This window comes from Micromonospora sp. AP08, from assembly GCF_008085935.1.
GTDB classification, from domain to species: Bacteria; Actinomycetota; Actinomycetes; order Mycobacteriales; family Micromonosporaceae; genus Micromonospora; species Micromonospora chersina.
In genome coordinates, this window is the sequence record NZ_VSEZ01000015.1 from 1 (window position 1) to 26,211 (window position 26,211).

A 26,211-nucleotide genomic window follows, 5' to 3' on the forward strand; every position below is an offset into this window, starting at 1 on the left:
ATCCCCGAAATTGTCTTTCATTGAATCAGCCTCCAGTCAATCGAAGCATTTCCTGGCGCTGATGTACCCATCCATGTGACAGGAAAACAATGGGCGCAACCGCATGAGTTAACTGGGTGCGCAGACGCCAGGCAGCGCCGTTCCGGAAGCCGGATGCGGCACCGCCTGGCGTCTGGTCGTCAGCTCAGGTCGCGGCGACCCTGGTCGGGCAGGTCGGCCTCGATGCGCTCCTTGCGCACCTCCCCGCCCACGGTCTCGCTGTCGGTGACCGTCTCCTTGCCGAGGCGGACCCGCTCGACCGGTACGGTCTCCTTGGCCACCACGGGGCGCTCCTCGTGCAGGGTGACCTCGTGCTCCTCCTCGCTGATCGCCGGACCGTCCATCGCCCTGCCGATGTTGGCGTCGGTGATGGGCTCGCGCTCCAGCCGCACCTCCTCGCGCCGCACCGGCACGTTGACCTGCTGCTGCTCGGTCACCACGTACTTGCGCAGGCGGGCCGTGCCGGCGCGCTCCCGCTCGGTGCCGACGTTCAGTCGCTCCTCCGAGCGGGTCATCGCGTCGTCGGTGTTCGGACCGGAGGTGTCGTGCCCGGCACTCGCCTCGTAGGTCGTGTCCCGACGGGACGCGCCGTCGTAGGCCGCCGAGCCCGACGACCACTCGCCGCGGTGGGAGGAGTCCCACTCCAGGTCGTAGTGCCGGTAGAGTTCGGCAACCTCCTCGCTGCTCAGGGGCTCGTCGGCGGAGGCGTCGACGTTCGGGGCGTCCTTCACCCGGTCCTTCTCGAACGGCACCGTGACCCGGTCGTCCCGGAGTTCCGCGGTCTGCAACGGGATCAGCGACTCATTGAGCCCGAAGAAGCCGGTCCGGACGCTCGCCCACGCCGGCTGGCCGGCGCCGTCGGCCCAGACCTGCCCCACCGTGCCGATCTTGTCGCCGTCACGGTCGAAGACCTCACGCCCGATGACGGTGGTCACCTGTTCCTGGCCAATCATGCGGTCCCTCTCCTTCCGTCGGTGGCGAATCAGTACCCCCGAACGCGGCGGAAAACCTTCCTCCAAACACGATTCAGCGCAGGTGGAACCGATCTCGGGAGGTCCAATGTGCAGAAGCGGTCAGCCGCGATAATCGGGGCTTTCGACTGGAGCGCAGTCTCGTGAGCGGGACCGGACCAAAGAGATAATCATCAAATTTGTCGCCTGTGTCGACCGTGGCGGGACGCCGCGCAGCCGGTTCGGCGGCTAGAGTACGGGCGCGCCCTGCTCCCGCCGATTCCCCGGCCCGAGTGCGAGGGCGTTCCGCCGCCGTGATCCGCCTCCTGGCGACCGGCGGTCCTCGACTTCCCGACCGAGGAGATCTCGACCTCCATGTCAAGAAGATGGATCTCTGTTCTGCTGTCCGCCGGGCTCGCGCTCGGCGCACTCGGCATGTCCCAGCCGGCCGGCGCGGCCGACTCGGCTCCCGACGGTGGTGGCCGGGCGAACGCCGGCGTCAAGCCGGGCGCCCGCGTCACCTCGGCCACCACGAGCGCCACCATCCCGGCCGGCTACACGATCCGCGGGATCGACGTGTCCAGCCACGACCACAACCTCGGCGCCATCGACTGGCCGGGCGTGGCGGCCGACGGCTACAAGTTCGCGTACGTGAAGGCCACCGAGGGGCAGACGTACCGCAATCCCTACTTCGCCGAGGACTACGCGGCGGCCAAGGCCGCCGGTCTGCTCGTCGGCGCGTACCACTTCGCCCGCCCGGACGGGCAGGACCCGGTCACCGAGGCGAACTTCTTCATCGACAACGCGCAGTTCGCCAAGGACAGCCAGACGCTCGTGCCCATGGTCGACATCGAGTGGCCCTACTGGAGCGGCGCGCCCGCCTGCTACGGCCTGACCACGACCGAGATGTCCGCCTGGATCAAGTCCTTCACCGACCAGGTCAAGGCCCGCATCGGGCGGCCGGTGATGATCTACACGAACACCAACTACTGGAACCCGTGCACCGGCAACAACGCGACCTTCGGGGCCAACCCGCTGGACATCGCCGGCTACACCACCACCCGCCCGCCGCTGCCCGCAGGCTGGACGACCGAGACCATCTGGCAGTACGCGGCCGGCGACTCCAGCCAGCCCGGCAACTACAGCCAGAACGCGTTCAACGGCGACTACGCGGCCCTCACCCGGCTCACCGGCGCTCCGGCGGCCGCGGCGCCGATCGCCCTCCGCGCCCGGATCAACAACCGCTACGTGGTGGCCGAGAGCGCCGGAGCCAAGCCGCTCATCGCCAACCGGACCGCGGTCGGGCTGTGGGAGCAGTTCGACCTGGTCGACGCGGGCGGCGGGTTCGTCGCCCTCCGCTCGCGGGCCAACGGCCGGTACGTCGTGGCGGAGAGCGGGGGCGCCAAGGCCCTGATCGCCAACCGCACGTCGATCGGCGCCTGGGAGAAGTTCACCGTCATCAACAACTCGGACGGCAGCATCAGCCTCCGGGCCAACGCCAACGGCAAGATCGTGGTGGCGGAGAATGCGGGCGCCCTGCCGCTCATCGCCAACCGGACCGCGATCGGGCCGTGGGAGAAGTTCGACAAGATCGCCACCTCCTGAGCCCGCCCCCGTTGCCCGGCGCCCCCGAGGAAGGGGCGCCGGGCAACGGCGCACTCAGTAGGACTTGTCCTGGCCCAGCACGTGCTGGGCGACGAAGTTGAGGATCATCTCGCGGCTGACCGGGGCGATCCGGCCGGCCCGGACCGCGCCGAGCAGGGTCGCCACGCCGTACTCCGTGGTCATGCCGGCGCCGCCCAGCGCCTGCACGGCGGTGTCCACGGCGAGGGCGGCGGCCTCGCCGGCCGCGTACTTGGCCATGTTGCCGGCGACGCCGGCCTCCAGGTCGCGGTCCGCGTCGTAGAGGGTGGCCGCCTTGTGGATCATCAGGCGGGCCAGTTCCACCTGCACCGCCGCGTGTGCGAGCGGGTGGGCGACGCCCTGGTGCGTGCCGATGCTCCGGCCGCCCCACACCTTCCGGGTGGCGGTGTACTCGCTGGCCCGCTCGATGGCGTACCGGCCGGTGCCGGCGCCCATGGCGGCGACCGTGATCCGCTCCGGGTTGAGGCCGGCGAACAGCGCCGGCAGCCCGGCGTCCAGCGACTCGCCGACCAGCGCGTCGGCGGGCAGCCGCACGTCGTCCAGGTAGAGCAGGAACTGGTTCTCCGGGGAGAGGATCTCCATGTCCAGCTTGGACTTTTCCAGCCCCGGCGCGTCGGTCGGCGCGATGAACAACGCCGGCTTCAGCTTTCCGGTGGCCGAGTCCTCGGTACGCGCGACGACCAGCACGTGCCCCGCCTCGTCGACCCCGGAGATGTAGCACTTGCGGCCGGTGAGCAGCCAGTCGTCGCCGTCGCGGCGGGCCACCGTGCCGAGCCGGTGGAAGTTCGACCCGGCCTCGGGTTCGGTGATCGCGAAGACGATCTTCTGCGAGCCGTCGGCGAGACCGGGCAGGTGCCGCTTGCGCTGCTCGTCGGTGCCGTGCTTGTTGATCACGGTGGCCGCGATGGCGGGCGAGACCACGAGCAGCAGCAGCGGGCAGCCGGCCGCGGCCAGTTCCTCGCAGACGATGGCCAGCTCGGTGATGCCGCCGCCCCCGCCGCCGTACTCCGTGGGGATGTTGACGCCCAGGTAGCCGAGCCGGCCGGCCTCCTGCCACAGCTCGACGGTGTGCGCACCGGCCTTGGCCTTCTCGACGAAGTAGCCGTGGCCGTACTTCCGGCCCAGCGCCCGGACGGCGTCGCGGAGCTGGTCCTGCTCGGGGGTGAGGTCGAAGTTCATCGGGGGTCCTCCTCAGTGACCACGGCCAGCACGGCCCCGGTGTCGACCTGGCCGCCGGCCGGCACCGGCAGCTCCGCCACCACGCCGTCGGTCGGGGCGAGCACGGGGTGTTCGAGCTTCATCGCTTCGAGGGTCAGCAGCAGGTCGCCGGCGGTGACCCGCTGGCCGACCTCGACGTGCACCCGGGTCACCGCGCCGGGCAGCGGCGCGAGCAGCGACCCGGCGGCCAGCTCCGCGGTGGGCAGGGGGAAGCGCGGCAGCTCGGTGAGGCTCGCCGCCCCGTCCGGGCCGTCCACGAAGACCTCCGCACCCACCCGGTGTACGCGGAACGCCCGCCGCGTCCCGTCGACGTCGAGCACGACGCGGTCCGGCGCGGCCTCGACCACCGTCACGTCCGGCGCCGCGTCGCCGCCCGCCGCCGACTCGTCCTGGGTGGTCGACGCGGAGGCCGGCGACACCGACCAGTCGGCGAGCGTGCCCGTGCGGTCCAGCCGGTACCGGACCTCGATCTCGCCGTCCGGGCCGGCGAAGCGGGTGACCTGCGGGAAGGCCGGCACGTTCCGCCAGCCCGAGGGGAGCCCGGCCAGGACGGGCGCGGCCGTGCGGCGCTCGGCGGCACCCGCCAGCGCGGCGGCCAGCGCGACCAGGGGGAGCTGGTCGGCCGCCAGCAGCGGCGCGAAGACCTCCTCGTGCCGCTCCAGGAAGCTGGTGTCGGCCTCCGCCGCGCCGAACTCCCGGCTGCGCAGAACCCGGACCAGCAGGTCCCGGTTGGTGGCGACGCCGTGCAGCTCGGCCCGGGCCAACGCGCCGGCCAGGGCACGGGCGGCCTCGGCCCGCGTGGGCGCCCAGGCGACCAGCTTGGCGAGCATCGAGTCGTAGTGGACGCTGACCGTCGAGCCGTCCACCACCCCGGAGTCGAGCCGCAGGCCCTTCGTCGGGGTGAACTCGCCGGCCACCCCCGGGATCGCGAAGCGGTGCAGGGTGCCGGTGGCCGGGCGGAAGCCCTGGGCCGGGTCCTCGGCGCAGAGCCGCACCTCGATCGCGTGGCCGTCGGCCGGCGGCGTGGCCGTCAGCGGCAGCGGTTCGCCCTCGGCGACCAGCAGTTGCAGCCGGACCAGGTCCCACCCGGTGACCGCCTCGGTGACCGGGTGCTCCACCTGGAGGCGGGTGTTCATCTCCAGGAAGTGGACCTCCCCGTCGGGTGCGAGCAGGAACTCGACGGTCCCCGCGCCGACGTAGTCGACCGCCCGGCCGGCGGCCACCGCCGCCTCGTGCAGCCGCTCGCGCACCTCCGGGGGCAGGACCCCCGGCGCCTCCTCGACGATCTTCTGGTGCCGGCGCTGGATCGAGCAGTCCCGCACCCCGAGGGCCAGCACCGTGCCGTGCGTGTCGCCGAAGATCTGCACCTCGACGTGCCGGCCGCGCTCGACGTACCGCTCGATGAAGACCGTGCCGTCGCCGAACGCCGCGGCCGCCTCGCGGCGCGCGCCCGCCACGGCCTCGGCCAGCCCGGCGGCGTCACGGACCACCCGCATGCCCCGCCCGCCGCCGCCCGCGGCGGCCTTGACCAGCACCGGGAACCCCGTCACCTGGTCGGCCTCGGTCCAGGTCGGCAGCATGGGCACGCCCGCGTCGGCGAGCAGCGCCTTGGCCGCCATCTTGTCGCCCATGGCGGCGATCGCCTTGGCCGGCGGGCCGACCCAGGTCAGCCCCGCGTCGGTGACCGCCGCGGCGAAGTCGGCGTTCTCGGCCAGGAAGCCGTAGCCCGGGTGGACCGCGTCCGCGCCGGCCCGCCGGGCCGCGTCCAGGACGAGGTCGATCCGCAGGTACGTCTCGGCCGGCGTGTTCCCGGGCAGCCGGACGGCCAGGTCGGCCTCGGCCACGAAGGGCGCGTCGGCGTCCGCGTCGGAGTGCACGGCGACCGTCGTGACGCCGAGCGCCCGACAGGTGGCGAAGATCCGGCGGGCGATCTCCCCGCGGTTGGCAACGAGCAGTTTTCGAATCATGTCCGCCTCACATCCGGAAGACGCCGAAGCCGTCGGCGCCCTTCACCGGTCCGCTGTGGATCGCCGACAGGCACAGCCCCAGGACGGTACGGGTGTCCCGGGGGTCGATCACCCCGTCGTCGTAGAGCCGGCCGGAGAGGAAGAGCGCCCCGGACTGGGACTCGATCTGCTGCTCGACCATCATCCGCATGGCGGCGTCGGAGTCCTCGTCGTAGTCGCGGCCCCGGGCGGCGGCGGCCTGCCGGGCGACGATCGACAGCACCCCGGCGAGCTGCGCCGGCCCCATCACCGCGGACTTGGCGTTCGGCCAGGTGAACAGGAACCGCGGCTCGTACGCCCGGCCGCACATGCCGTAGTTGCCGGCGCCGTAGGAGGCGCCGAGGTTGACCGTCAGGTGCGGGACCTTCGAGTTCGACACCGCGTTGATCATCAGGGCGCCGTGCTTGATGATGCCGCGCTGCTCGTACTCGGTGCCCACCATGTAGCCGGTGGTGTTCTGGAGGAAGACCAGCGGGGTGTCGGCGGCGTTGGCGAGCTGGATGAACTGGGCCGCCTTCTGCGCCTCCTCGCTGAACAGCACGCCCCGGGCGTTGGCCAGCACGCCGACCGGCCAGCCGTGCAGCTCGCCCCAGCCGGTGACCAGCGCGGTGCCGTAGTTCGGCTTGAACTCGTCGAACTCGCTGCCGTCCAGCACCCGGGCCAGCACCTCGCGCGGGTCGAACGGCACCTTGAGGTCGGCGCTGGCGATGCCGAGCAGCTCCTCCGGGTCGTACTTCGGTGGCTGGGGGACGGGGTTGCGCGGCGGCGGGCCCTGCTTGCGCCAGTTGAGCCGGCGTACGCACTGCCGGGCCAGGCGGATGCCGTCCCGCTCGTCCTCGGCCAGGAAGTCGGCCAGGCCGGACCTCGTGGCGTGCATGGCCGCCCCGCCCAGCGACTCGTCGTCGGTCACCTCGCCGGTGGCCATCTTCACCAGCGGCGGCCCGGCCAGGTAGACCTGCGACCGGTCCCGGATCATGATCGTGTAGTCGGACATGCCCGGCACGTACGCGCCGCCCGCCGTGGCGTTGCCGAAGACCACGCTGACCGTGGGGATCTTCGCCGCGGAGAGCCGGGTCAGGTCGCGGAACACCCGGCCGCCCGGGATGAAGATCTCCGCCTGGGTGGGCAGGTCCGCCCCGGCGGACTCGACCAGGTTCACCATGGGCAGCCGGTTGGCCAGGGCGATCTCGCCGGCCCGCCGGGTCTTGGCGAGTGCCCAGGGGTTCACGGCCCCGCCGCGTACCGTCGGGTCGTTGGCGACCACCAGGCACTCCACGCCCTCGACCACCCCGATGCCGGTGACCGTGCTGGCGCCCACCGGGAAGTCGGTGCCGTACGCGGCCACCGGCGACAGCTCCAGGAACGGGCTGTCCGGGTCCACCAGCAGCTCGATCCGCTCCCGGGGGAGCAGCTTGCCCCGCTTGTGGTGCCGGGTCACGTACTTCTCGCCGCCGCCGGCCCGCGCCTGGTCGAGCGTCGACTCCAGCTCGGCGAGGCGTTCCAGCAGCGCCTCGCGGTTGGCCCGGTGGGCCGGCGCGGACGGGTCGATCGCGCTGTCAAGTGTCGTCACAGGCCCATGCCCTTCGCGATGATCTCGTTCATGATCTCCGTGGTGCCGCCGCCGATGCCGAGGATCCGGGCGTCCCGGTAGTGCCGTTCCACCTCGGCGTCGCGCAGGTAGCCGAAGCCGCCGTGCAGTTGCAGCGCCGCGTCGACGACGAAGTCGCAGGCCGCCACGGCGACGTTCTTCGCCATGGCCACCTCGGTCACCACCGGCTCGCCCGCGGCGACCCGCTCGGCCACGTCGTGCACGTACGCCCGGGCCGCCTCGGCGCGGGTGTGCATCTCGGCCAGCCGGTGCCGGACGAGCTGCCGGCTGGCCAGCGGGCGGCCGAAGGTGGACCGGTCCCGGCACCAGCGGGTGGCCAGCTCCACGCAGCGCTGCGCGGTGGCGTAGGCCTGGGTGGCCAGCGAGAGCCGCTCGGTGGCGAACTGCTGCATGATCGCCAGGAACCCGGTGTCCTCCGGGCCGATCCGGTTCGCCACCGGCACCCGCACGTCCACGAAGGAGAGCTCGGCGGTGTCCGAGCAGTGCCAGCCCAGCTTCTCCAGCCGCCGGCCGACGGTGAACCCGGGCGTGCCCTTCTCGATCACGAGCAGGCTCAGCGCGCCGGAGCCGGGGAAGTCGGTGCAGACGGCGGTGGTCACGAAGTCGGACCGGACCCCGCTGGTGATGTACGTCTTCGACCCGTTCACCACGTAGTGGTCGCCGTCCCGCCGGGCGCAGGTGCGGATGCCCGCCACGTCGGAGCCGCCGTCCGGCTCGGTGATCGCCAGCGCGCCGATCATCGTGCCGGCGAGCGTCGGCCGCACGTACCTGTCGATCAAGCCGTCGTCGCGGGAGGCCACCATGTGCGGCAGCGCGATGCCGTGGGTGAAGAGCGCGGCGATCAGCCCGGACGAGCCGCCCGAGCGGATGACCTCCTCGGTGACCAGGATCGAGTCGAGCAGGTCGCCGCCGCTGCCGCCGACCGACTCGGGGAAGCCGATGCCGAGCAGCCCGATCTTCGCGGCGGTCTCGTGCAGCGAGCGGGGCACCCCGCCGGCCCGTTCCCAGTCGTCCAGGTAGGGCAGGACCTCCTTGGTGACGAACGCCCGGGTCAGCTCGCGGAGCTGCCGCCGTTCGGGAGTGTCCACCACGGTCACGACGGCACCCCCGGGGTGAGGTCGGCGGGCAGGTCGACGATGCGGGAGCGGAGCAGCTCGCCGAGCGCCTTGGCCTGCGGGTCGAAGCGGGTGGAGGCGGCCACGCCCTGGCCGAGCAGCCCCCGGATCACGAAGTTGACGGCGCGCAGGTTCGGCAGCTCGTGCCGCTCGACGGTCAGCGGGCCGGTCTCCGGCAGCAGCTCGGCCAGCCGCGCGACGGTCAACCAGCCGCGCAGCCACGCCCAGGTGGCGTCGGTGCGGGCCCAGACGCCGAGGTTGGCGTCGCCGCCCTTGTCGCCGGACCGCGCACCGACCAGCTCGCCCAGCGGCGCCCGCCGGGTCGGCCCGGCGTCGAACTCCGGTGCGGCAACCGGCTCGTACGCCGGCGGCGCCGCCGTCCGCGCCGGCGGGGCGATCGGCACCCGGCTCCCGTCCGGCAGCACGGCCACGTGCGCGACCGCCTCCTGCGGCACGGCGTCGGCGGTGAAGACCCCGTACGGGGTGGCGTCGCCGGGCAGGGTGGTGAGCGTGCAGCCCGGGTAGGAGGCCAGCGCCAGCTCCACGGCGGCCGCCGAGAAGGCCCGCCCGGCCCGCGCCTTGTCGCCGTCCCGCAGGTGTACGTGCAGCAGCGCGCTCGCCGCCTCGGTGTCGGTGGCGTCCGGGTGGTCGGTGCGGGCCAGCGTGAACTCCAGCCCCTCCTTGCCGACCGCCTCCTCCAACTGCCCCCGCACCAGGGCCGCCTTGGCCGGGATGTCCAGCCCGCAGAGCACGAACGTCATCGAGTTGCGGAAGCCGCCCAGGTTGTTGACGCCCACCTTGAGGGTGTCCGGCGGGGGCGTGCCCCGGACACCGGAGACCCGCACCCGGTCCGGCCCCTCCTGGGCCAGCTCCACGGTGTCGAGCCGGGTCACCACGTCCGGCCCGAGGTACGCCGGCCCGCCCACCTCGTACAGCAGCTGGGCGGTGACCGTCTCGACGGTGACCGCGCCGCCGGTGCCGGGGTGCTTGGTGAGCACCGACGAGCCGTCCGGGTGCAGCTCGGCGATGGGGAAGCCGGGGCGGTGCCCGCCGTCGGGCAGTTCGGTGAAGAAGCTGAAGTTGCCGCCGGTGACCTGCGCCCCGCACTCGATGAGGTGCCCCGCGACGGTCGCGCCGGCCAGCGCGTCGAGGTCGTCCCGGGTCCAGCCGAAGCGGGAGATGGCCGGGCCGACCGCCAGCGAGGCGTCGGTCACCCGCCCGGTGACCACCACGTCCGCACCGGCGTCGAGGCAGGCCGCGATCCCGAACGCCCCCAGGTAGGCGTTCGCGGTCAACGCGTCCGGCCGGGCGAGGGCGTCGCCTTCGACGTGCCCGATCCGGACGGTGAGGCCGAGCCGGTCGGCGAGCGCGCCGATCGCGGCGGCCAGCCCCGCCGGGTTGAGCCCGCCCGCGTTGGTGACCAGCCGGACCCCGCGCTCCAGCGCGGTGCCGAGGGTGCCCTCCAGCTGGCGCAGGAACGTCCTCGCGTAGCCGAGCGAGGGGTCGCGCATCCGGTCCCGGCCGAGGATCAGCATGGTCAGCTCGGCCAGGTAGTCGCCGGTCAGCACGTCCAGTTCGCCGCCGTCGAGCATCTCCCGCCAGGCCGACAGGCGGTCGCCGTAGAAGCCGGACGCGTTGCCGACGCGCAGCGCCGTCATCGGAGCACCTCGCTGCCCGCCGCCGCCCGCTTCCCGCCGGGCGGGCCCGCGAACGCCTGCGCCACGTCCAGCCACTCGTCGGCGACCGGCCCGGTGGCGACCAGCGCCACGTCGGCGCGGTGCCGGCGCTGGGTCACCAGCAGGCAGAAGTCCAGCGCCGGGCCGGTGACCCGGTCGGCCGCGTCCTCCGGCCCGAAGGCCCAGGTGTCCCCGTCGGGTGCCACCAGCTCGACCCGGACCGGCGCCGTCGGCACCGCGCGGCCGTGCGCCGCGAAGCTGTGCCCGAGGGTACGGAAGCCCAGGTGCGCGACGTGCCGCAGCCGGCCCGTCGGCGTACGCGCAACACCCAGCGCGTCGGCCACGTCCTCGCCGTGCGCCCAGGTCTCCATGAGCCGGGCGGTCGCCATCGAGGCGGGCGACATCCGGGTGCCGTACCAGGGCAGTTTCTCCCCGGCCGGTGCGGCCGCGAGCGCCGCCGCGAGCGCGGCCCGACCCTCCCGCCAGCGGGTCAGCAGCGCGTCGGGCGGGGCGAGGAACGCCTCGGCGCCGTCGTCGACCAGCCGGGACGGATCCGGAGCGCCGGTGACCGAGGCGAAGAACGCCGCGGTGTCCGTCGCCGCCAGGTGGCCCACGTGGTCGGTCCACGCCAGGTGGGCGATCTGGTGGGCGACGGTCCACCCGGGAGCCGGGGTCGGCCGCGCCCAGGCTTCCGGCGGCAGCGGCGCGACGAGGGCGTCGAGCTGCTCGGACTCGGCCGTCAGGTCCGCGAGCAGGGCTGTCAGGTCGACCATGGAGCCTCCGGGGAGTCAGTGCGGCCGCACGCTCCCGGGCGTGGGCGGGCCGGCGTCGGGGGTGAGCAGGGCGGCGAGCTGGCGCTTCCAGGTGTGCAGCAGGGCGGCCCGGCGGGCCGAGTCGTCGCTGAGCAGGTTGGCCACGCCGAGGCCGCGGAGCAGGTCGAGGGTGGCCTGCACCGCCTCGCGGACGCCGGGCCGCCGCTCGTCCACGCCGAGCAGCTCGACGGTCAGCCGGTGCATCTCCCGGCCCACCCGGGCTTCGAGGGGGACCAGGGCGCCGCGCAGCTCGGCGTCGGTGCGGGCGGCCACCCACAGCTCCAGCGCGGCGACGAAGAGCGGCCCGGTGAAGGCGGCGGCGAGCAGGTCGACCACCCGGTCGAGCCGCCGCGGGCCGGCCGGCAGCGCGGCGGCCTCGGTGCGCAGCTCCACGGCCCGGCGCTCGGTGAGGTGGGTGACGGCGGCCGTGACCAGGGCGGCCTTGGTCGGGTAGTGGTGCAGCTGGGCGCCCCGGGAGACGCCCGCCCGGGCCGCCACCACGGTCGTGGTGGTGCCGGACCAGCCGTGCTCCACCAGGCACTCGACGGTCGCCTCCAGCAGCCGGGCCTGGGTGGCGCGGCTGCGCTCCTGCTGAGGGACGCGGGTCGATGCGGCGGGCACGGGGACAGCGTGCCGCCCTCGAAACAAACAGTCAAGCCTGACTTTTTCTGAGGCGATCCCGCGGCGCGGTCGGTCGGCTGGTAGGTCGCGTGCCGCTAGGAACTTGATGACGTGAATGACTTGCGCGGTGGGATGGCCGGTGCGGCGCGGTGGTCCGTGCGGCGGGCGACGCCGCCGGGGCTGCCTGATCCATCTACGTCATCAAGTTCCTAGCGGGCGCGGGGTCATCACCCACCGCGGCGCTCGAGCCGCCCGGTCGGCCACCGAGCAGGCCGCCCCGTCCCTCGTGGAGTCGAAGTCACCAAGCATTCACACTTCTCGCCACCCTCGCTGAACCGCTCCGGTACCCCGGCGGTAGGTCAGCGGCCGTCGCGCGGGCCGAAGACGGTGAGCGCGTCCGCGTCGGAGTGGCGCGAACGCAGGTACTCGTCGGCCCAGGCGGCGGCGTCCGGGAAGCCCGACTCGGCGGCCACCCGGGCGCAGGCGGCGTCCACGTCGAAGGCGGTCCGGCGCAGTTGCACGCCCGGCCCGAGCAACGCCCACCAGGCGCCCGCGCCGCCGTACGGCATGCCGACGCTGCCCGGGTTGACCACCAGTCGGCGGTCGACCAGCCGGGTGAACGGCATGTGCGTGTGCCCGCAGACCACCGTGCCCACCTCGGCCGGCAGCCCGGCGAAGACCTCGGCCCACCGTTCCAGCCGGGAGTCGACAAGCACCACCTCCTCGTCGTCCCGGGGCGTGGCGTGGCAGAAGAGCACCTCGCCGAGGCCGGCGACCGGCAGCGTCACGGTCGGTGGCAGTGCGGCCAGCCGGGCCACCTGGTCGTCGCGGAGCTGGGTCGCGGCCCAGTCGGACACCTCGATCTGCGCCGGCTGCCCGGCCCGTGCCTCGACCAGTTCCCGGTCGGCGTTGCCGCCGACCCAGCAGGCCCGGTCGCCGAGCGAGGCGAGCAGGTCGAGCACCTCGACCGGCTGAGGGCCGGCCGCGATGTCGCCGGTGAGCACGATCAGGTCGGCGGCGGCCACGTCCGGCTCGGCCAGGACGGCCTCCAGCGCCGGCAGCGCGCCGTGGATGTCGGAGAGGACGGCTAGCCGCTCGATCATCGCCCCAGCCTCCGCCGGGACGGCCCGCTGGTCCAGCAATTCTGCGCCGGGCAGAGCGGGCAGAGCGGGCAGACAGAACCGGCCCGGACCGCAGGAGCGGGCCGGGCCGGGACGTCGGGTGGAGGATTCAGACCCGCGCGCGGCGGGCCAGGCGCTCCGGGTCGAGGATGATGATGCTCTTGCCGTCCAGGCGCAGCCAGCCGCGCGAGGCGAAGTCGGCCAGGGCCTTGTTGACGGTCTCCCGGGAGGCGCCGACGAGCTGGGCGATCTCCTCCTGGGTCAGGTCGTGGGTCACGCGCAGCACGCCGCCGTCGCGGGTGCCGAACCGGCCGGCCATCTGGAGCAGGTTCTTGGCGACCCGCCCGGGCACGTCGGTGAAGATCAGGTCGGCCAGCGAGTCGTTCGTCCGGCGCAGCCTGCGGGCCAGCACGCGCAGCAGCTGTTCGGCGATCTCGGGCCGATTGTTCAGCCACGGGCGCAGCGCCTGCTTGCGCAGCCGGACCAGCCGGGTGTCGGTGACCGCCGTGGCCGTCGCCGTACGCGGGCCGGGGTCGAAGAGTGACAGCTCGCCGACCATGTCCGACGGGCCCATCACGGCGATCAGGTTCTGCCGGCCGTCCGCCGCGCGGCGGCCCACCTTGATCTTGCCGGACAGGAGGATGTAGAGACTGTCGCCGGGCTCGCCCTCGTTGAAGACGACCTCGCCCTTGCGGACCTCGATCGTCTCCATCTCCTTGGCGAGCGCCTCGGCAGCCTCCGGGTCGACACCCTGGAAGATCCCGCTGCGGGCCAGTACCTCGTCCATCGCGCACCTCCGCTTGCGCGTGCCGTCCGTCGGCCGGGTCCGCCGTCCGCTGATCCCTCGCGCGCCGCCAGTCTAGGCGCACATGAACGGGAATCAGAGGTGCACCCCTGGAATCTTGATGGTTGGGCGTAACCTGCCCGACCCGGTCAACGACTACGATCCCGCCTCCGGTGCGGGCCGCCACCATCCGTTCCCACCTGTGATCGTAGGGTGACCGGCGTGCTGAGCGAGCCGTTCCTGACCAGCCGGCCCGAGGACGGGTCGGACATCCCGCTGCTGGTGTGGCGGGCCGAGGCGCCGCTGCTGGCGGTCGGCTCCGCCCCGCTGGGCGGGGGGATCGGCGTGCGCCGGTGGGTCGTCAACGCGACCGTGCCGATGTCGTACGACCGGGACGACCCGGCCGCGCACCTGGCCGAGCTGGCCGACGGCCTCGGCCTGGCCGGCCCCGGGGTCGGGCTGCTGACCGGGGTCGACGTGACCGAGGTGGTGCCCCGCACGGACGGCGGCGTACGGGTCTGGGCGACCGTCGGCCTCGGCACCCCGGTCTGGGCGGCCGAGCCCGAGCCCGCCGCGCCCGCCCAGCGGGTCGGCACGGTCAACATCGTCGTGCACGTCCCGGTCCGGCTCGGCGACGCCGCCCTGGTCAACGCGGTGGCCACGGCCACCGAGGCGAAGGCACAGGCGATCTGGGAGCTGGGGTTGCCGGCCACCGGCACCCCCACCGACGCGGTCACCGTGCTCTGCCCGGCAGACGGCGAGCCGGCCCCGTACGGCGGCCCCCGCTCGGCCTGGGGCGCCCCGCTGGCCCGGGCCGTGCACGCGGCGGTGCTGGCCGGCGGCGCCGGCACGGTGGTGCCCTGGTCCGACCGGTTGGCGGGCTGAGCGTGGGCCCGGCCCGCCCGGCCGATCGGGTTTTCCGACCGATCGGCCCTCGTCGCGGCATTCCCGGGACGGTAGCGTCGCGCACGATGTACGCTCCCGCCCCCTCCGTGCCTCGTCCCCGTCGCCGCCGCCCCGCCGCCCGGCGCGTGCGCCTCTCCGCGGCCCTCGGCGCGCTGCTCGTCGTCCTGCTCGCCGCCGGGTGCGGCGACGAATCCGGCGACGGGCCGATCTGGCAGCCGGGCCAGGGCGGGGGTTCGACCGCCTCGGGCGGCCCCGCCGAGGCCGACCAGCCCGGCGCGTCAGGTGAGCCGGTCGAAAAGTCGATCTCGCTGACCGCCACCGGCGACGTGATCATGGGCAACGCCCCGTCCAAGCTGCCGGCCAATGGCGGCAAGGGCTTCTTCGACGACGTCAAGGCGGCGCTCAAGGGCGACCTCGTCATGGGCAACCTGGAGGAGCCGCTCACCGACGACACCGGCGCCGGCAAGTGCGGCCCGCAGCCGAAGAACTGCTACCAGTTCCGGGCGCCCCCGGGCTGGGCGGCGCACCTGCGCACGGCCGGGTTCCAGCTGCTCAACCAGGCCAACAACCACGGCTACGACTACGGCCAGCAGGGCTACGAGAACACCCAGTCGGCGCTGGAGGCGCACGGGCTCAAGCACACCGGCGCGCCCGGCGAGATCACCGTGGTCGATGTCAAGGGCATCAAGGTCGCGGTGGCGGGCTTCTCGTCGTACCCCTGGTCGAACAGCCTCATCGACATCGACGCGGCCAAGCAGGTCATCACCATGGCCAAGGGGATGGCCGACCTGGTCGTGGTGCAGGTGCACATGGGCGCCGAGGGCGCCGACCGGTCCCACGTGAAGCCGGGCACCGAGATGTACGTCGGGGAGAACCGGGGCGACCCGATCCGCTTCTCGCACGCGGTGATCGACGCGGGCGCCGACCTGGTGATCGGGCACGGCCCGCACGTGCTGCGCGGCATGGAGTTCTACAAGGGGCGGCTGATCGCCTACAGCCTGGGCAACTTCGCCGGTGGCGGCAAGTCGCTGAACAGCGCGGGCCGGCTCGGCTGGGGCGGCGTGCTCAAGGTGTCGCTGACCGCGGAGGGGCGCTTCGTCGGGGGCGAGTTCACCTCGACCGCGATGAACAGCGTGGGCCGGCCGGCCATCGACCGGCAGGACCGCGGCCTCGGGCTGGTCCGCGAGGTGAGCGGCGCCGACTTCCCGCAGTCCGGGGCGCGGCTCGACGGGGCCGGCAAGATCAGTGCTCCGGCGGGTGGCTGAGGCGCACCGCCGCCCGCGTGGGCCCCGCCGGGACGTCATCCCCGCGACGTAGGCTGGCCGGCGTGACCACGCGCCTCCCCGAGACCGACCTCGGCCGCACGCGTCGCGCCCGCCGGATCGGCCGGGTGCTGACCGAGACGCACCCCGACGCGCACTGTGAACTCGACCACTCCAACGCGCTGGAGCTGTCCGTCGCCACGATCCTGTCGGCGCAGTGCACGGACAAGAAGGTCAACGAGGTCACCCCGAAGCTGTTCGCCCGCTACCGCACCGCCGCGGACTACGCCGGGGCCGACCGCGCCGAGCTGGAGGAGCTGATCCGGCCCACCGGGTTCTACCGGAACAAGACCAGCTCACTGATCAACCTGGGCCGCGCCCTCTGCGAGCGCTACGACGGCGAGGTCCCCAACCGGCTCGCCGACCTGGTCACCCTCCCGGGGATCGGGCGCAAGACCGCCAACGTGATCCTCGGCAACGCCTTCGACGTCCCCGGCATCACGGTCGACACCCACTTCCAGCGGCTCGTGCAGCGGTGGGGGCTGACCACCGAGACCGACCCGGTCAAGATCGAGCACGCGATCGGCGCGCTCTACCCGAAGCGCGACTGGACGATGCTGTCGCACCGGATCATCTTCCACGGCCGGCGGGTCTGCCACGCCCGCAAGCCGGCCTGCGGGGCCTGCACGCTGGCCAAGCTCTGCCCGTCGTACGGCACCGGGCCGACCGAGCCGGTGGCCGCGGCCAAGCTGCTCAAGGGCCCCCGCGCCCGGGACCTGGCGGCGGCCGTCGGCCTCGACCCCGACCTGGTGCCGCAGCAGGCCGTCGCCGCGGAGGTGCCGTGACCCGCCGGCTCGCGTACCTGCTCGTCCCGCTGCTGCTCGCGGTGGCCGGCTGCACCGGCAGCACCGAGGAGCCGGCGGGCCCGGCGCCGGCCACCCGGGCCGAGCGCCCCTCGCCGTTCGCCGACTGCGCCCCGCTGACCGCCGCGCCGCCGTCCGGCCCGGCCGCGTCCGGCGCCCCGGGGGATCCCCTGCCCGACCTGGCCCTGTCCTGCTTCACCGGCGGCGCCCCGGTGAACGTGCGCGACATCAAGGGCCCGGCCGTGATCAACGTGTGGGCGTCCTGGTGCCCGCCGTGCCGCAAGGAGCTGCCCGCGTTCCAGCGGCTCAGCGAGCGGGCCGGCGGCCGGTTCCAGGTGATCGGGGTCAACAGCCGGGACAGCCGCGGCGGCGCGCAGTCCATCGGCGAGGACTTCGGCGTCCGGTTCCCCATGCTGGTCGACCAGGGGGACGCGTTCGAGCGGGCGCTCGGCCGCAACGCCTTCCCGCTGACCGTCCTGGTCGACGCCGACGGGCGGATCCGGCACACCGACTCGACCGGCGCGCTCGACGACGCCCGCCTCGCCGAGCTGGTCCGCACCCACCTCGGGGTGCCGCTGTGACCAGACCGCCCGGCTGGCTCGACCCGCTGCTCGATCGCCTCGGCACCGCGCGGGCCGAGGACTTCACCCGGCTCACCACGCCGGAGAGCGGCGGTCGGGAGAGCGCCGTGCTGGTGCTGCTCGGCGAGGAGCCGGGCGCCGGCCCGGACGTGCTGGTCCTCCAGCGCGCCGCCACGCTGCGCAACCACGCCGGGCAGCCGGCCTTCCCGGGTGGCGCGGCCGACCCGGAGGACGCCGACGCCAGCGCCACCGCACTGCGCGAGGCGAACGAGGAGGTCGACCTCGACCCGGCCAGCGTCACCGTGCTGGCCGAGCTGCCCAAGCTGTGGATCCCGGTCAGCGACTTCCTGGTCACCCCGGTGCTCGCCTGGTGGCACGACCCGCACCCGGTGCACCCCCGCGAGCCCGCCGAGGTCGCGCACGTCGCCCGGCTGCCGATCGCCGAGCTGGTCGACCCGGCGAACCGGATGCGGGTACGCCACCCCAGCGGCTGGATCGGCCCGGCCTTCTCGGTGCGCGGCATGCTCGTCTGGGGCTTCACCGCCGGAGTGCTGAACACGCTGCTGGAGATGGGCGGGTGGGCCCGCCCGTGGCCGCGTTCCCGGGTGGTGGAGCTGCCGCCGACCGGCGCCGCCCCGGCCCCGTCGGCGGGCACCGACGCGGTCGACGAGAGCCCGGTCCGCTGAGCCGGCCGGGGTCACCGGCGCGGACCTGAAGGTCACGTTCAGCGAGCGGTCAGCCTGTTCCGGGCACAGTGCCCGTACCCTGGGGGCGTGTCCGCCGTGGATCTCGTACTGCTCCTGCTCATGCTCGTGTTCGCGATCAGCGGATACCGTCAGGGCTTCGTCATCGGGGCGCTGTCGTTCTCCGGCTTCTTCCTGGGCGCCCTGCTCGGCCTGCAGGTCGGGCCGCTGGTGGCCCGGCAGTTCGCCGACAGCGGCACCCGCGTGCTGATCTCCCTGGTGGCCATCTTCGGGCTGGCCGTGCTGGGGCAGGCGCTGGCCGGCTGGCTCGGCTCCAACCTGCGGGCGGCGATCACCGGACCGTTCGGGCGGAAGGCCGACGACGCCGGCGGCGCGGTCATCTCGGTGTTCGCCGTCATGCTGGTGGCGTGGCTGGTGGCCGTGCCGCTGGGCTCCTCGTCGGTGCCCTGGCTGGCCTCCTCGGTGCGCAACAGCGCGCTGCTGACCGTGGTCGACCGGGTGCTGCCGGACAAGGCGCAGGAGCTGTCCACGGCGCTGCGCGACACGGTCGACACCAACGGCTTCCCGGACGTCTTCGGCGACCTCGCGCCGACCCGGGCCCGGCAGGTCTCCCCGCCCGACCCGGCGCTGGCCAACTCCCAGGTGGTGAAGAACAGCCAGCGGTCGGTGGTGAAGGTGCTGGGCTCCGCGCCGAGCTGCGCCCGCCGCATCGAGGGCTCCGGCTTCGTGTACGCCGACGACCGGGTGATGACCAACGCGCACGTCGTGGCGGGCACCCGGTCGGTGGCGGTGGAACTGCGCGGCGAGCGCTACGACGGCGAGGTCGTCGTCTACGACCCCGCGCGGGACCTGGCCGTGCTGCACGTCCCGGGGCTGCCCGGGCCGTCGCTGCGCTTCGCCGCCGGTGAGGCCGGCAGCGGGGCCGACGCCATCGTGCTGGGCTTCCCCCTCGACGGCCCGTACGACGCCCGCCCGGCCCGGATCCGCGACGTCGACCGGATCACCGGGCCCGACATCTACTCGTCCGGTGACGTGACCCGGGAGATCTACACGATCCGGGCGCTGGTCCGCAGCGGCAACTCGGGCGGCCCGCTGGTCTCCTCGAACGGGCTGGTGCTCGGCGTGATCTTCGCGGCCGCCGCGGACGACCCGAACACCGGCTTCGCGGTGACCGCCGCCGAGGCGCGGTCGGTGGCGCTGGCCGGCGCGGAGCGTACCCGTGGGGTGGCCACCGGCGAGTGCACCTGAGCCGGCGGCGGCCGACGGCGGTCAGCCGGTCGCGGCGCCCGCCGGCGTCACGTCGTCGCCGGAGCGGCCCAGCGGCAGCTTGGCCCGGCCCCAGGTGAGCGTGCGGTCGAGCACCGCCCGCGCCATGATCGCCACGCAGACGCCGCCGTTGAGGAAGGACGCCGCCACGTCGCTGGGGTGGTGCATGCCCCGGTACATCCGGGTGAGCGCGACACCGACCGGCACCAGCACCAGCAGCGTCCACCAGGTGACCTTGGCCGGGGTGCTCCGCGCCCGCAGGGCGAGCAGCAGGGCGATGCCGACGTAGAGCGCCATGGCGGCGGACGTGTGCCCCGAGGGGAAGCTGGAGGTCGGCGGCGAGCTGTCCATGTGCTCGACGGCCGGGCGGCGCCGGTCGATGGCCATCGTGGTGAAGAGGAAGATCAGCGCCTGCGCGCTCACCGCGGCGCACAGGAAGATGGGCTCCCGCCAGCGGTGCAGCACCAGTCGCAGGACCAGCGCCACCAGCACGGTCACCACGACGATCAGCTGGGTGCTGGCCAGCGTGCTGAACACCAGCGAGACGTCGTTCCAGCCCGCGGTCCGGTGCGCGGCCAACTCGCGGTTGACCGTGTCCTCCACGGTGAACGGCCAGGTCTTCGCGAGCACCCGGGTGACCAGGAGACCCAGCGCGACCATGACGGAGAAGAGCAGGGCCACCGGCAGCAGGACCCGCCGGGCGATCTGGACCGCGACATCGGACATGAGCGGCCCTTTACCCCGGCGGATGCCGGACTACGCGTGGCGGCCGTCCGGCCCCGGCTCGGCCAGCTCCGGCTCGGCCAGCTCCGGCTCGACCCCCTCCCGCGCGGTACGCGCCGGCCGCCGGCCGACCCGGGTCCGCCAGGTGGAGAAGGCGGCCGAGGTCGCGGCGACCACCGCCACGCCGAGCAGCCAGCCGCCGACCACGTCGCTGGTCCAGTGCACGCCCAGCGCGATCCGGCTGAGCCCGGTCACCACCGCGATCAGCACGGCTGCCGCCCAGAGCGCGCCGCGCAGCGGCCGGCTGTGCCGGGCGAACGGCAGGAAGACCAGCAGCAGCACCCCGGCGGCCAGGGTGGCGTTCAGCGCGTGGCCGGACGGGAAGGAGTAGCCGGCCGCCCGCGCCACCGGGTCCAGCAGGTCCGGCCGGTGCCGGCCCACCAGCAGCTTCAGCAGCGCGCCGAGCAGCCCGCCGACGGTCATGGTGGTGACCACCCAGATGGCCAGCCGGGGCGCGCCGCGCAGCAGCAGCCAGACCACCGCCGCGGCGGCGGCCACCCGGAGCGGGCCGGGCCCGAAGACGTGGGTCCACACCTCCATGAGCCGGACCCAGGCCGGGTGGTCGAGGGCGTACCCGTGCAGGGCGTCGGTGATCGAGGCGTCCAGCCGGGACAGCGGCGACCAGGCGCCCAGCACCAGCAGCGCGAGCAGGGCGAACGGCACCAGCACCAGGAAGGCGGCGGTGGCGGCCAGGGTCAGCCGGAGGCCCAGCGATCGGTCCGGGTCGAGGCGGCGGCGCCGCCAGGACCGCTCCTGCGGGGAGATCAGGTCGCCGGAGGTGTTCATGCGCTGTTCACTACCCAGGGTGGGGCCCGGTCAGACGGGCCGGAACGACGACTCCAACTCGGCGCGTCCTCGCCGCGCCGCGACGTGGAGCCGTCGCCGGTCAGCGGCGGGACTGGCGGGACTGGCGGAACCGGCGGACCGCCAGCGCGGCACTGGTGACCAGGGCGACGAACAGGGCGAGCCCTGACCAGAGCCGCTCCCGCGCCGAATCGTCGACCTGGCCGGCCGGGCGGGCCTCCCACCGGGGCTGCTGCTCGGGCGCGGCGACGCTGAACGGGTCGCTGGGAGGCACGGCGGCGGCCCGGGTGTCCGGGCCGAGGCCAGGCGCCCAGCCGAAGCCCACCTTGCCGGGGGAGCCGCTGTCGTCGAGCGGGTTGCTCGCCACCGAGGGCACGTCGGAGGTCAGCGCGGCCACCGGATCCACCATGCCGTAGCCGAACCGGTCGTCCCGACCGGTGGGCCCGAGGTCCCGCGCGGTTGTAATGATCCGGTTGACCACGTCCGCGGCCGACATCTGCGGATACCGGGCCCGGACGAGAGCCGCCGTCGCCGCGACCAGGGGGGCCGCGAAGCTGGTGCCCTGCATCAGCCAGTACCCGCCGGGCCGGGCCCCGTAGATCTCGGTGGCCGGAGCGCTGAGCACCGTCTCGTGGCCGGTGATCGAGCCGGACCAGAGGCCATCGTTCCGGTCCAGCCCGGTGACAGCGAGCACGCCCGGCTCACGGGCCGGGTACCACACGTTGCGGCTGTCCGACGTGGCCAGGTTGCCCGTGCAGGCAACCACCACGACGTTGCGGGCGAAGGCGTAGTCGATGGCGGCGGCCAGGGTCGCGCTGGTGTTGGTGCCGCCGAGGGAAAGGTTGATCACGCGGGCGCCGTGGTCGACCGCCCAGCGCACCCCGTCGGCGACGGTGGCATCGTTGTCGTACCGGTTCTCCTGGTCGAGCACCCGGACCGGCAGGATCTTGGCATCCGGCGCCAGCCCGACCGCCCCGCGGTCGTCGTCGTTGCGCCCGGCGATGAGGCCGGCGACCGTCGTGCCGTGCCCCACCGGATCGGGCCCGTCGGCGCCGCTCGAGACCAGGTCGACGCCGTCCAGCACCTGCCCGGCCAGATCGGGGTGAGAACCGTCCACCCCGGAGTCGACCACGGCGACGATGACGCCACGACCCGTGGAACTCTGCCAGGCGGTCTGCGCCTGCAACTTGGCGAGCTGCCATTGGCCCTCGCGGGCCGGGTCCGCCCCGGCGAGCTCGTCCACCGGCGCCAGCCGGACAGCTCCTCGTGCGGCGGTGGCCGGGGCGGCGTGCGCGGGCGGGGCCGGCGGACCGGCCACGGCGGCCAGGACCGCCGCCGCGCCGAGCAGCGCGCGTCCGGCGAGACGCCGGGGCGGCGCGGTGGGAACTCCCTGCCGATCCGTGGTCACATTCCCCAGCCATTCATCGCGTCAGACACATGCCGCTCGGAGATTACCGGTTTTCCCGCGTGTCACGGTGCAACTCGGTGAGACCGGTCAGCCGGGCGGGAGATGCGCCAGCTGGACCAGGCGTACGCCCTCGCGCCGGGTGACCAGCCGACCGCGGCCCGGTGGGAGCGGATCGGCCTTCACCTGACCGACGAGCGGCCCCTCCTCCGGGCCGCCCGACATGACCAGCCCGGCCGTGGACAGCTCCCGCAGCCGCTGGATGATCGGCTCGTACGAGGTCCGGCCCGCGCCTCCGGAACGGCGGGCCAGCACGAGGTGCAGGCCGACGTCCCGGGCATGCGGCAGGTGCTCCTCCAGCGCCCGCAACGGGTTGGTCGGCCCGCCGGCCACCAGGTCGTAGTCGTCCACCAGCACGAACAGCTCCGGCCCGGCCCACCACGACCGGTTGCGCAGCTCGGCCGGCGTGACCTGCGGCCCGGGCAGCCGCCCCTGTAGGTAGCCGGCCGCCGACTCGATCAGCTCGGTGGTGTGCGGCGCGGCGGTCCCGTAGCCGATGAGGTGCGCCGACTCGACGGCGCCCATGAGGCTGCGCCGGTAGTCCACGAGGATGACCCGGGCCTGCTCCGGGGTGAACCGGTGGACGATCGAGGTGGCCAGCGCGCGCAGGAACGAGGACTTGCCGCACTCGGCGTCGCCGAAGACCACGAAGTTCGGCTCGGTGGCGAAGTCCAGCACCACCGGGCGCAGATCCGCCTCGGCCACCCCGATGGCGAAGGCCAGCCCGGTGGTCGCGGTCTGGTCCAGCTCGGCGTACGGCAGCACCGGCGGCAGCAGCCGCACCCGGGGCGCGGCCGGCCCGGCCCAGGCCCCGGCGACCGCCTTCACCAGGTCACCGGTCTCGGCGCCCAGGCCGGCGACCCGGGGCGCGGCGGCGAGGAAGTGCAGCCCGCCCGCGGTGATCCCGCGCCCCGGCCGCTCCTCCGGCACGGTCGCCGCCAGCGCGCGCTTGACCACCACCGAGTCGGCCGGGTCGCCGAGCCGCAGCTCCAGCCGAGAGCCGAAGAGGTCGCGGATCGCCGGCCGGAAGTCCGACCAGCGCAGCGCGCTCGCCACCACGTGCACCCCGTACGCCAGGCCCCGGGTGGCCAGCTCGGTGACCAGCGGCTCCAGGTCCTCGTACTCGCCGCGCAGGGTGTTCCAGCCGTCGACCACCAGGAACACGTCGCCGAACGGGTCGGTGCCGGGCCGGCCGCCGGCCGTCGCCGTGGCCCGCCGCCGGCGCCAGGCCGCCATGGACTCCACCCCCGCCTCGGTGAACCGCCGCTCCCGCTCGGCCAGCAGGGTGACCATCTCGCCGACGGTCCGGCGTACCGCGGTGTCGTCGGCCCGCCCGCTGACCCCGCCGACGTGCGGCAGGTCGCGCAGCGCGCCGAGCGTCCCGCCGCCGAAGTCCAGGCAGTAGACCTGCACCTCGGCCGGGGTGTGGGTGAGCGCCAGCGCGCAGACCAGGGTGCGGAGCAGGGTGGACCGGCCGCTGCGGGTGGTGCCGACCACGGCGACGTGCCCGGCCGCCCCGTCCAGGGCCAGCCAGAGCAGGTCACGGCGCTGCTCGAACGGCTTGTCCACGACGGCCACCGGCACCTGGAGGGCGCCGTGCAGCTCCGGGTTGCCCACGGTGAGCCCGCGGGCCGGGTCGGCGCCGACCGGGCCGAGCAGCTCGTCGAGGCCGGGCGAGGCGTCCAGCGGGGGCAGCCACACCTGGTGCGCCGGCGGGCCCTGCCCGGCCAGCCGCCCCACCAGCAGGTCGAGCAGGGTCTCGCCGGTCTCCTCCTCGGCGGTGAGGGTGGCCGGCTCGGGCGCCGGCACCAGGTGGGTGGAGAAGGCGAGCAGCCGAGGGCTGCCGGCGCCGGCCGCGCCCGCCGGGCCGCCGCGCCGACGCACCGCGCCGGAGACGTACGCGGCCTTGAACCGGACCAGCGGGTCGGTGCCCGAGCGCAGGTAGCCGTGCCCCGGGCTGCGTGGCAGCTCGTGCGCGTCCGGCACCCCGAGCACCGTCCGGGACTCCAGCGCCGAGAAGGTGCGCAACCCGATCCGGTACGACAGGTGGGTGTCCAGCCCGCGCAGCCGGCCCTCCTCCAGCCGCTGCGAGGCGAGCAGCAGGTGCACGCCGAGCGACCGGCCCAGCCGGCCGATCTGCACGAAGAGGTCGATGAAGTCGGGCTTGGCGGAGAGCAGTTCGGAGAACTCGTCGCAGATGAGCAGCAGCGACGGCAGCGGCGCGAGCGGGGTGCCGGCCGCCCGGGCCCGCTCGTAGTCGCGTACGCCGGCGAAGTTGCCGGCCCGGCGCAGCAGCTCCTGGCGGCGCATCAGCTCGCCGTTGATGGCGTCGACCATCCGGTCGACCAGGGGCAGTGCGTCGGCCAGGTTGGTGATCACCGCGGCGGTGTGCGGCAGCCGTTCGAAGGGCGCGAAGGTGGCGCCGCCCTTGAAGTCGACGAGCACGAAGTTGAGCTGCTCCGAGCTGTGCGTGGCGGCCAGCCCGAGCACCAGCGTGCGGAGCAGCTCGGACTTGCCCGAGCCGGTGGCGCCGATGAGCAGCCCGTGCGGGCCCATCCCGTCCTGCGCCGACTCCTTGAGGTCCAGCTCGATGGCCCCGCCGTCGGCGCCCACCCCGATCGGCACCCGGAGCCGGTCCCGCGCGGCCCGGGGCGTCCAGCCCTGCTCGGCGGTGAAGTTCTCCGGGTCGCCGAGACCGAGCAGCTCGGGCAGGCCCGGCTCGGCGCCGGGCGGGGCGTCCGGCCCGCGTGCCGGCCCGGCCAGCCGCAGCGGCGCGAGCCGGCGGGCGACCGCCTCGGCGTCGGCCGCCTCCAGGGCGTCGGCCGCGCCCACCTCGGCGTGCCCCTCGGCGGAGTGCGAGTGCAGCCGGCCGTCGACCAGGTCGAGCAGGAGGGCGTACCGGTCGAGCAGGCGGGGCGGCGGGGTGTCCAGGTCGAGGACGGTCACCGCGTCGATCCCGCCGTCGCCGGCCAGGTCGGCGGCAGCCGTCAGGTCACCGCCGTCGAGCACCACCACCACGTGCGGCCCGTCGGTGGCCGGGCCGGCCGGGCTGAACCGGGACCGGCTGCCCAGCACGTCGTCGAGGAGCCGTTCCAGCTCGGCCGCGGAGCTGGTGACCAGCCGGACCGGGCCGAGCGCGTCGGTGTGCCCCGGGTGGTGGGCGTGCGGCAGCCACTTGACCCATTCCCACCGCGCCCGCCGTTCCGGCCCGGCGCACACCGCGATCAGCAGCTCGTCGGAGGCGTGGAAGACGGCCAGCTGGGTGAGGATCGCCCGGGTCAGCGCCTGGGCGGCTGGGGAACCCGCGCCGCGGACGGCGCCGGCCGGGCCCCGCACGAAGACCCGGGCGAAGCTGCGCAGCGAGAGCGCCACCGGCAGGTCCGGCACCACGGAGTACGCGTCCAGGAAGCGCCGCAGCGCCCCCGCGGTCATCGGCTCCAGCTCGTCCAGCGGCCGGGTGACCGGCGGCACCAGCGGGGTGGCCAGCGTCTGCGGCCCGACGCCGACCCGGACCACGGCGAAGTCGGGGTCGACCGGCCGGCGCTCCCAGACCCGGTGGCTGTCCACGGTCGACCAGAGCCGCCCCGGGTCGGGGTGCCGGTAGTAGAGCCCGGCCCGCTGCGCCCCGGCGGTCTCCCGGACCCGGCGGCGCAGCGCGGCCAGGTGCCGCAGGTACTCCCGGCGGGCGGCCATCATCTCCGACTTCTTCGGGCCGGCGCTGCCCCAGGACGTCACCAGCATCGCCACCGAGGAGAGCCCGAACATGCCGCCCACCACGTACGAGTAGGCCCCGCCGCCCCGGCCGAACATCATGGCCATGGCCACCGTCCCGCCGAGCATCGGCAGCACCATCAGCGCCTGCTGCCAGCGCCCGCCGGCCACCGCGGGGATCTCCGGCGGCGCCTCCACGGTCAGCTCGCCGGCCGGGATCTCCGGCCCCGGGCGGCGTGGCGGCCGCTTGATGACGACAGTGGACACTCAG

Annotated in this window: 21 protein-coding genes; 7 read left to right on the top strand and 14 right to left on the bottom strand. The window is 74.4% G+C overall.

Annotation, left to right across the window (positions count from 1 at the left end):
* Positions 1–179: 179 nt before the first annotated feature.
* Entirely contained in the window at positions 180–992 is an 813-nt protein-coding gene (locus FXF50_RS22755) for a DUF2382 domain-containing protein (protein ID WP_148430908.1), read from the bottom strand.
* Between the two features lie 372 nt (positions 993–1,364).
* Between FXF50_RS22755 and FXF50_RS22760 the strand changes: the two genes are divergently transcribed.
* Entirely contained in the window at positions 1,365–2,594 is a 1,230-nt protein-coding gene (locus FXF50_RS22760; protein WP_148430909.1) for a GH25 family lysozyme, read from the top strand.
* 54 nt (positions 2,595–2,648) lie between these two features.
* On the opposite strand, the gene FXF50_RS22765 is transcribed toward FXF50_RS22760, so the two are convergent.
* The 9 genes from FXF50_RS22765 to FXF50_RS22805 form a co-directional block, all read right to left on the bottom strand.
* Positions 2,649–3,812 (bottom strand): acyl-CoA dehydrogenase family protein, encoded by a 1,164-nt coding sequence (locus tag FXF50_RS22765; protein WP_148430910.1) that lies wholly within the window; start codon positions 3,810–3,812, stop codon positions 2,649–2,651.
* The gene (locus tag FXF50_RS30150) at positions 3,809–5,818 is read right to left on the bottom strand and encodes a biotin carboxylase N-terminal domain-containing protein (RefSeq protein ID WP_148430911.1); all 2,010 of its coding nucleotides are present in this window, start codon (positions 5,816–5,818) and stop codon (positions 3,809–3,811) included. The genes FXF50_RS22765 and FXF50_RS30150 overlap by 4 nt, the downstream gene beginning before the upstream one ends.
* 7 nt (positions 5,819–5,825) lie before the next feature.
* Complete coding sequence (locus FXF50_RS22775) at positions 5,826–7,427, bottom strand: acyl-CoA carboxylase subunit beta (protein ID WP_148430912.1); 1,602 nt, start codon at positions 7,425–7,427, stop codon at positions 5,826–5,828.
* Complete coding sequence (locus FXF50_RS22780; protein ID WP_148430913.1) at positions 7,424–8,563, bottom strand: acyl-CoA dehydrogenase family protein; 1,140 nt, start codon at positions 8,561–8,563, stop codon at positions 7,424–7,426. Before FXF50_RS22780 ends, FXF50_RS22775 begins: the two co-directional genes overlap by 4 nt.
* A complete protein-coding gene (locus tag FXF50_RS22785) occupies positions 8,560–10,239 on the bottom strand; it encodes an acyclic terpene utilization AtuA family protein (protein ID WP_148430914.1) in 1,680 nt (559 codons plus the stop codon). Before FXF50_RS22785 ends, FXF50_RS22780 begins: the two co-directional genes overlap by 4 nt.
* Positions 10,236–11,030, bottom strand: a complete 795-nt coding sequence (locus FXF50_RS22790) for a TIGR03084 family metal-binding protein (RefSeq protein WP_148430915.1) — start codon at positions 11,028–11,030, stop codon at positions 10,236–10,238. Before FXF50_RS22790 ends, FXF50_RS22785 begins: the two co-directional genes overlap by 4 nt.
* 15 nt (positions 11,031–11,045) lie before the next feature.
* Positions 11,046–11,690 (bottom strand): TetR/AcrR family transcriptional regulator, encoded by a 645-nt coding sequence (locus tag FXF50_RS22795; RefSeq protein ID WP_148430916.1) that lies wholly within the window; start codon positions 11,688–11,690, stop codon positions 11,046–11,048.
* A gap of 359 nt (positions 11,691–12,049) precedes the next feature.
* The gene (locus FXF50_RS22800; protein WP_148430917.1) at positions 12,050–12,793 is read right to left on the bottom strand and encodes a metallophosphoesterase; all 744 of its coding nucleotides are present in this window, start codon (positions 12,791–12,793) and stop codon (positions 12,050–12,052) included.
* A gap of 127 nt (positions 12,794–12,920) precedes the next feature.
* Entirely contained in the window at positions 12,921–13,598 is a 678-nt protein-coding gene (locus tag FXF50_RS22805) for a Crp/Fnr family transcriptional regulator (protein WP_007073398.1), read from the bottom strand.
* Positions 13,599–13,817: 219 nt separating this feature from the next.
* Between FXF50_RS22805 and FXF50_RS22810 the strand changes: the two genes are divergently transcribed.
* The 6 genes from FXF50_RS22810 to FXF50_RS22835 all read left to right on the top strand — a co-directional run bounded on the left by FXF50_RS22810 (position 13,818) and on the right by FXF50_RS22835 (position 19,159).
* Positions 13,818–14,480 carry an adenosylcobinamide amidohydrolase gene (locus FXF50_RS22810; RefSeq protein ID WP_148430918.1) on the top strand — a complete coding sequence of 221 codons (663 nt, stop codon included), beginning with the start codon at positions 13,818–13,820 and terminating at the stop codon, positions 14,478–14,480.
* 86 nt (positions 14,481–14,566) lie between these two features.
* On the top strand, positions 14,567–15,766 hold the full coding sequence (locus FXF50_RS22815; protein WP_148430919.1) for a CapA family protein: 1,200 nt from the start codon (positions 14,567–14,569) through the stop codon (positions 15,764–15,766).
* Positions 15,767–15,828: 62 nt separating this feature from the next.
* Positions 15,829–16,608 carry an endonuclease III gene (gene nth, locus FXF50_RS22820; protein ID WP_148430920.1) on the top strand — a complete coding sequence of 260 codons (780 nt, stop codon included), beginning with the start codon at positions 15,829–15,831 and terminating at the stop codon, positions 16,606–16,608.
* Positions 16,605–17,207, top strand: coding sequence for a TlpA disulfide reductase family protein (locus FXF50_RS22825; RefSeq protein WP_148430921.1), 603 nt, complete (start codon positions 16,605–16,607; stop codon positions 17,205–17,207). Before nth ends, FXF50_RS22825 begins: the two co-directional genes overlap by 4 nt.
* Positions 17,204–17,893: a CoA pyrophosphatase gene (locus tag FXF50_RS22830; protein ID WP_148430922.1), complete on the top strand. Its 690-nt coding sequence runs from the start codon at positions 17,204–17,206 to the stop codon at positions 17,891–17,893. Before FXF50_RS22825 ends, FXF50_RS22830 begins: the two co-directional genes overlap by 4 nt.
* A gap of 87 nt (positions 17,894–17,980) precedes the next feature.
* A complete protein-coding gene (locus FXF50_RS22835) occupies positions 17,981–19,159 on the top strand; it encodes a MarP family serine protease (protein ID WP_148430923.1) in 1,179 nt (392 codons plus the stop codon).
* Positions 19,160–19,180: 21 nt separating this feature from the next.
* Here the strand turns inward: FXF50_RS22835 and FXF50_RS22840 are convergent, their stop codons facing one another.
* From FXF50_RS22840 to eccCa, 4 genes are all read right to left on the bottom strand, one after another.
* Positions 19,181–19,903, bottom strand: coding sequence for a phosphatase PAP2 family protein (locus tag FXF50_RS22840; protein ID WP_148430924.1), 723 nt, complete (start codon positions 19,901–19,903; stop codon positions 19,181–19,183).
* 30 nt (positions 19,904–19,933) lie between these two features.
* Positions 19,934–20,746, bottom strand: coding sequence for a phosphatase PAP2 family protein (locus tag FXF50_RS22845; RefSeq protein WP_148430925.1), 813 nt, complete (start codon positions 20,744–20,746; stop codon positions 19,934–19,936).
* 100 nt (positions 20,747–20,846) lie between these two features.
* Positions 20,847–22,172, bottom strand: coding sequence for a type VII secretion-associated serine protease mycosin (gene mycP, locus FXF50_RS22850; protein ID WP_370464141.1), 1,326 nt, complete (start codon positions 22,170–22,172; stop codon positions 20,847–20,849).
* Positions 22,173–22,259: 87 nt separating this feature from the next.
* Positions 22,260–26,207, bottom strand: a complete 3,948-nt coding sequence (eccCa, locus tag FXF50_RS22855) for a type VII secretion protein EccCa (RefSeq protein WP_148430926.1) — start codon at positions 26,205–26,207, stop codon at positions 22,260–22,262.
* Positions 26,208–26,211: the final 4 nt, after the last annotated feature.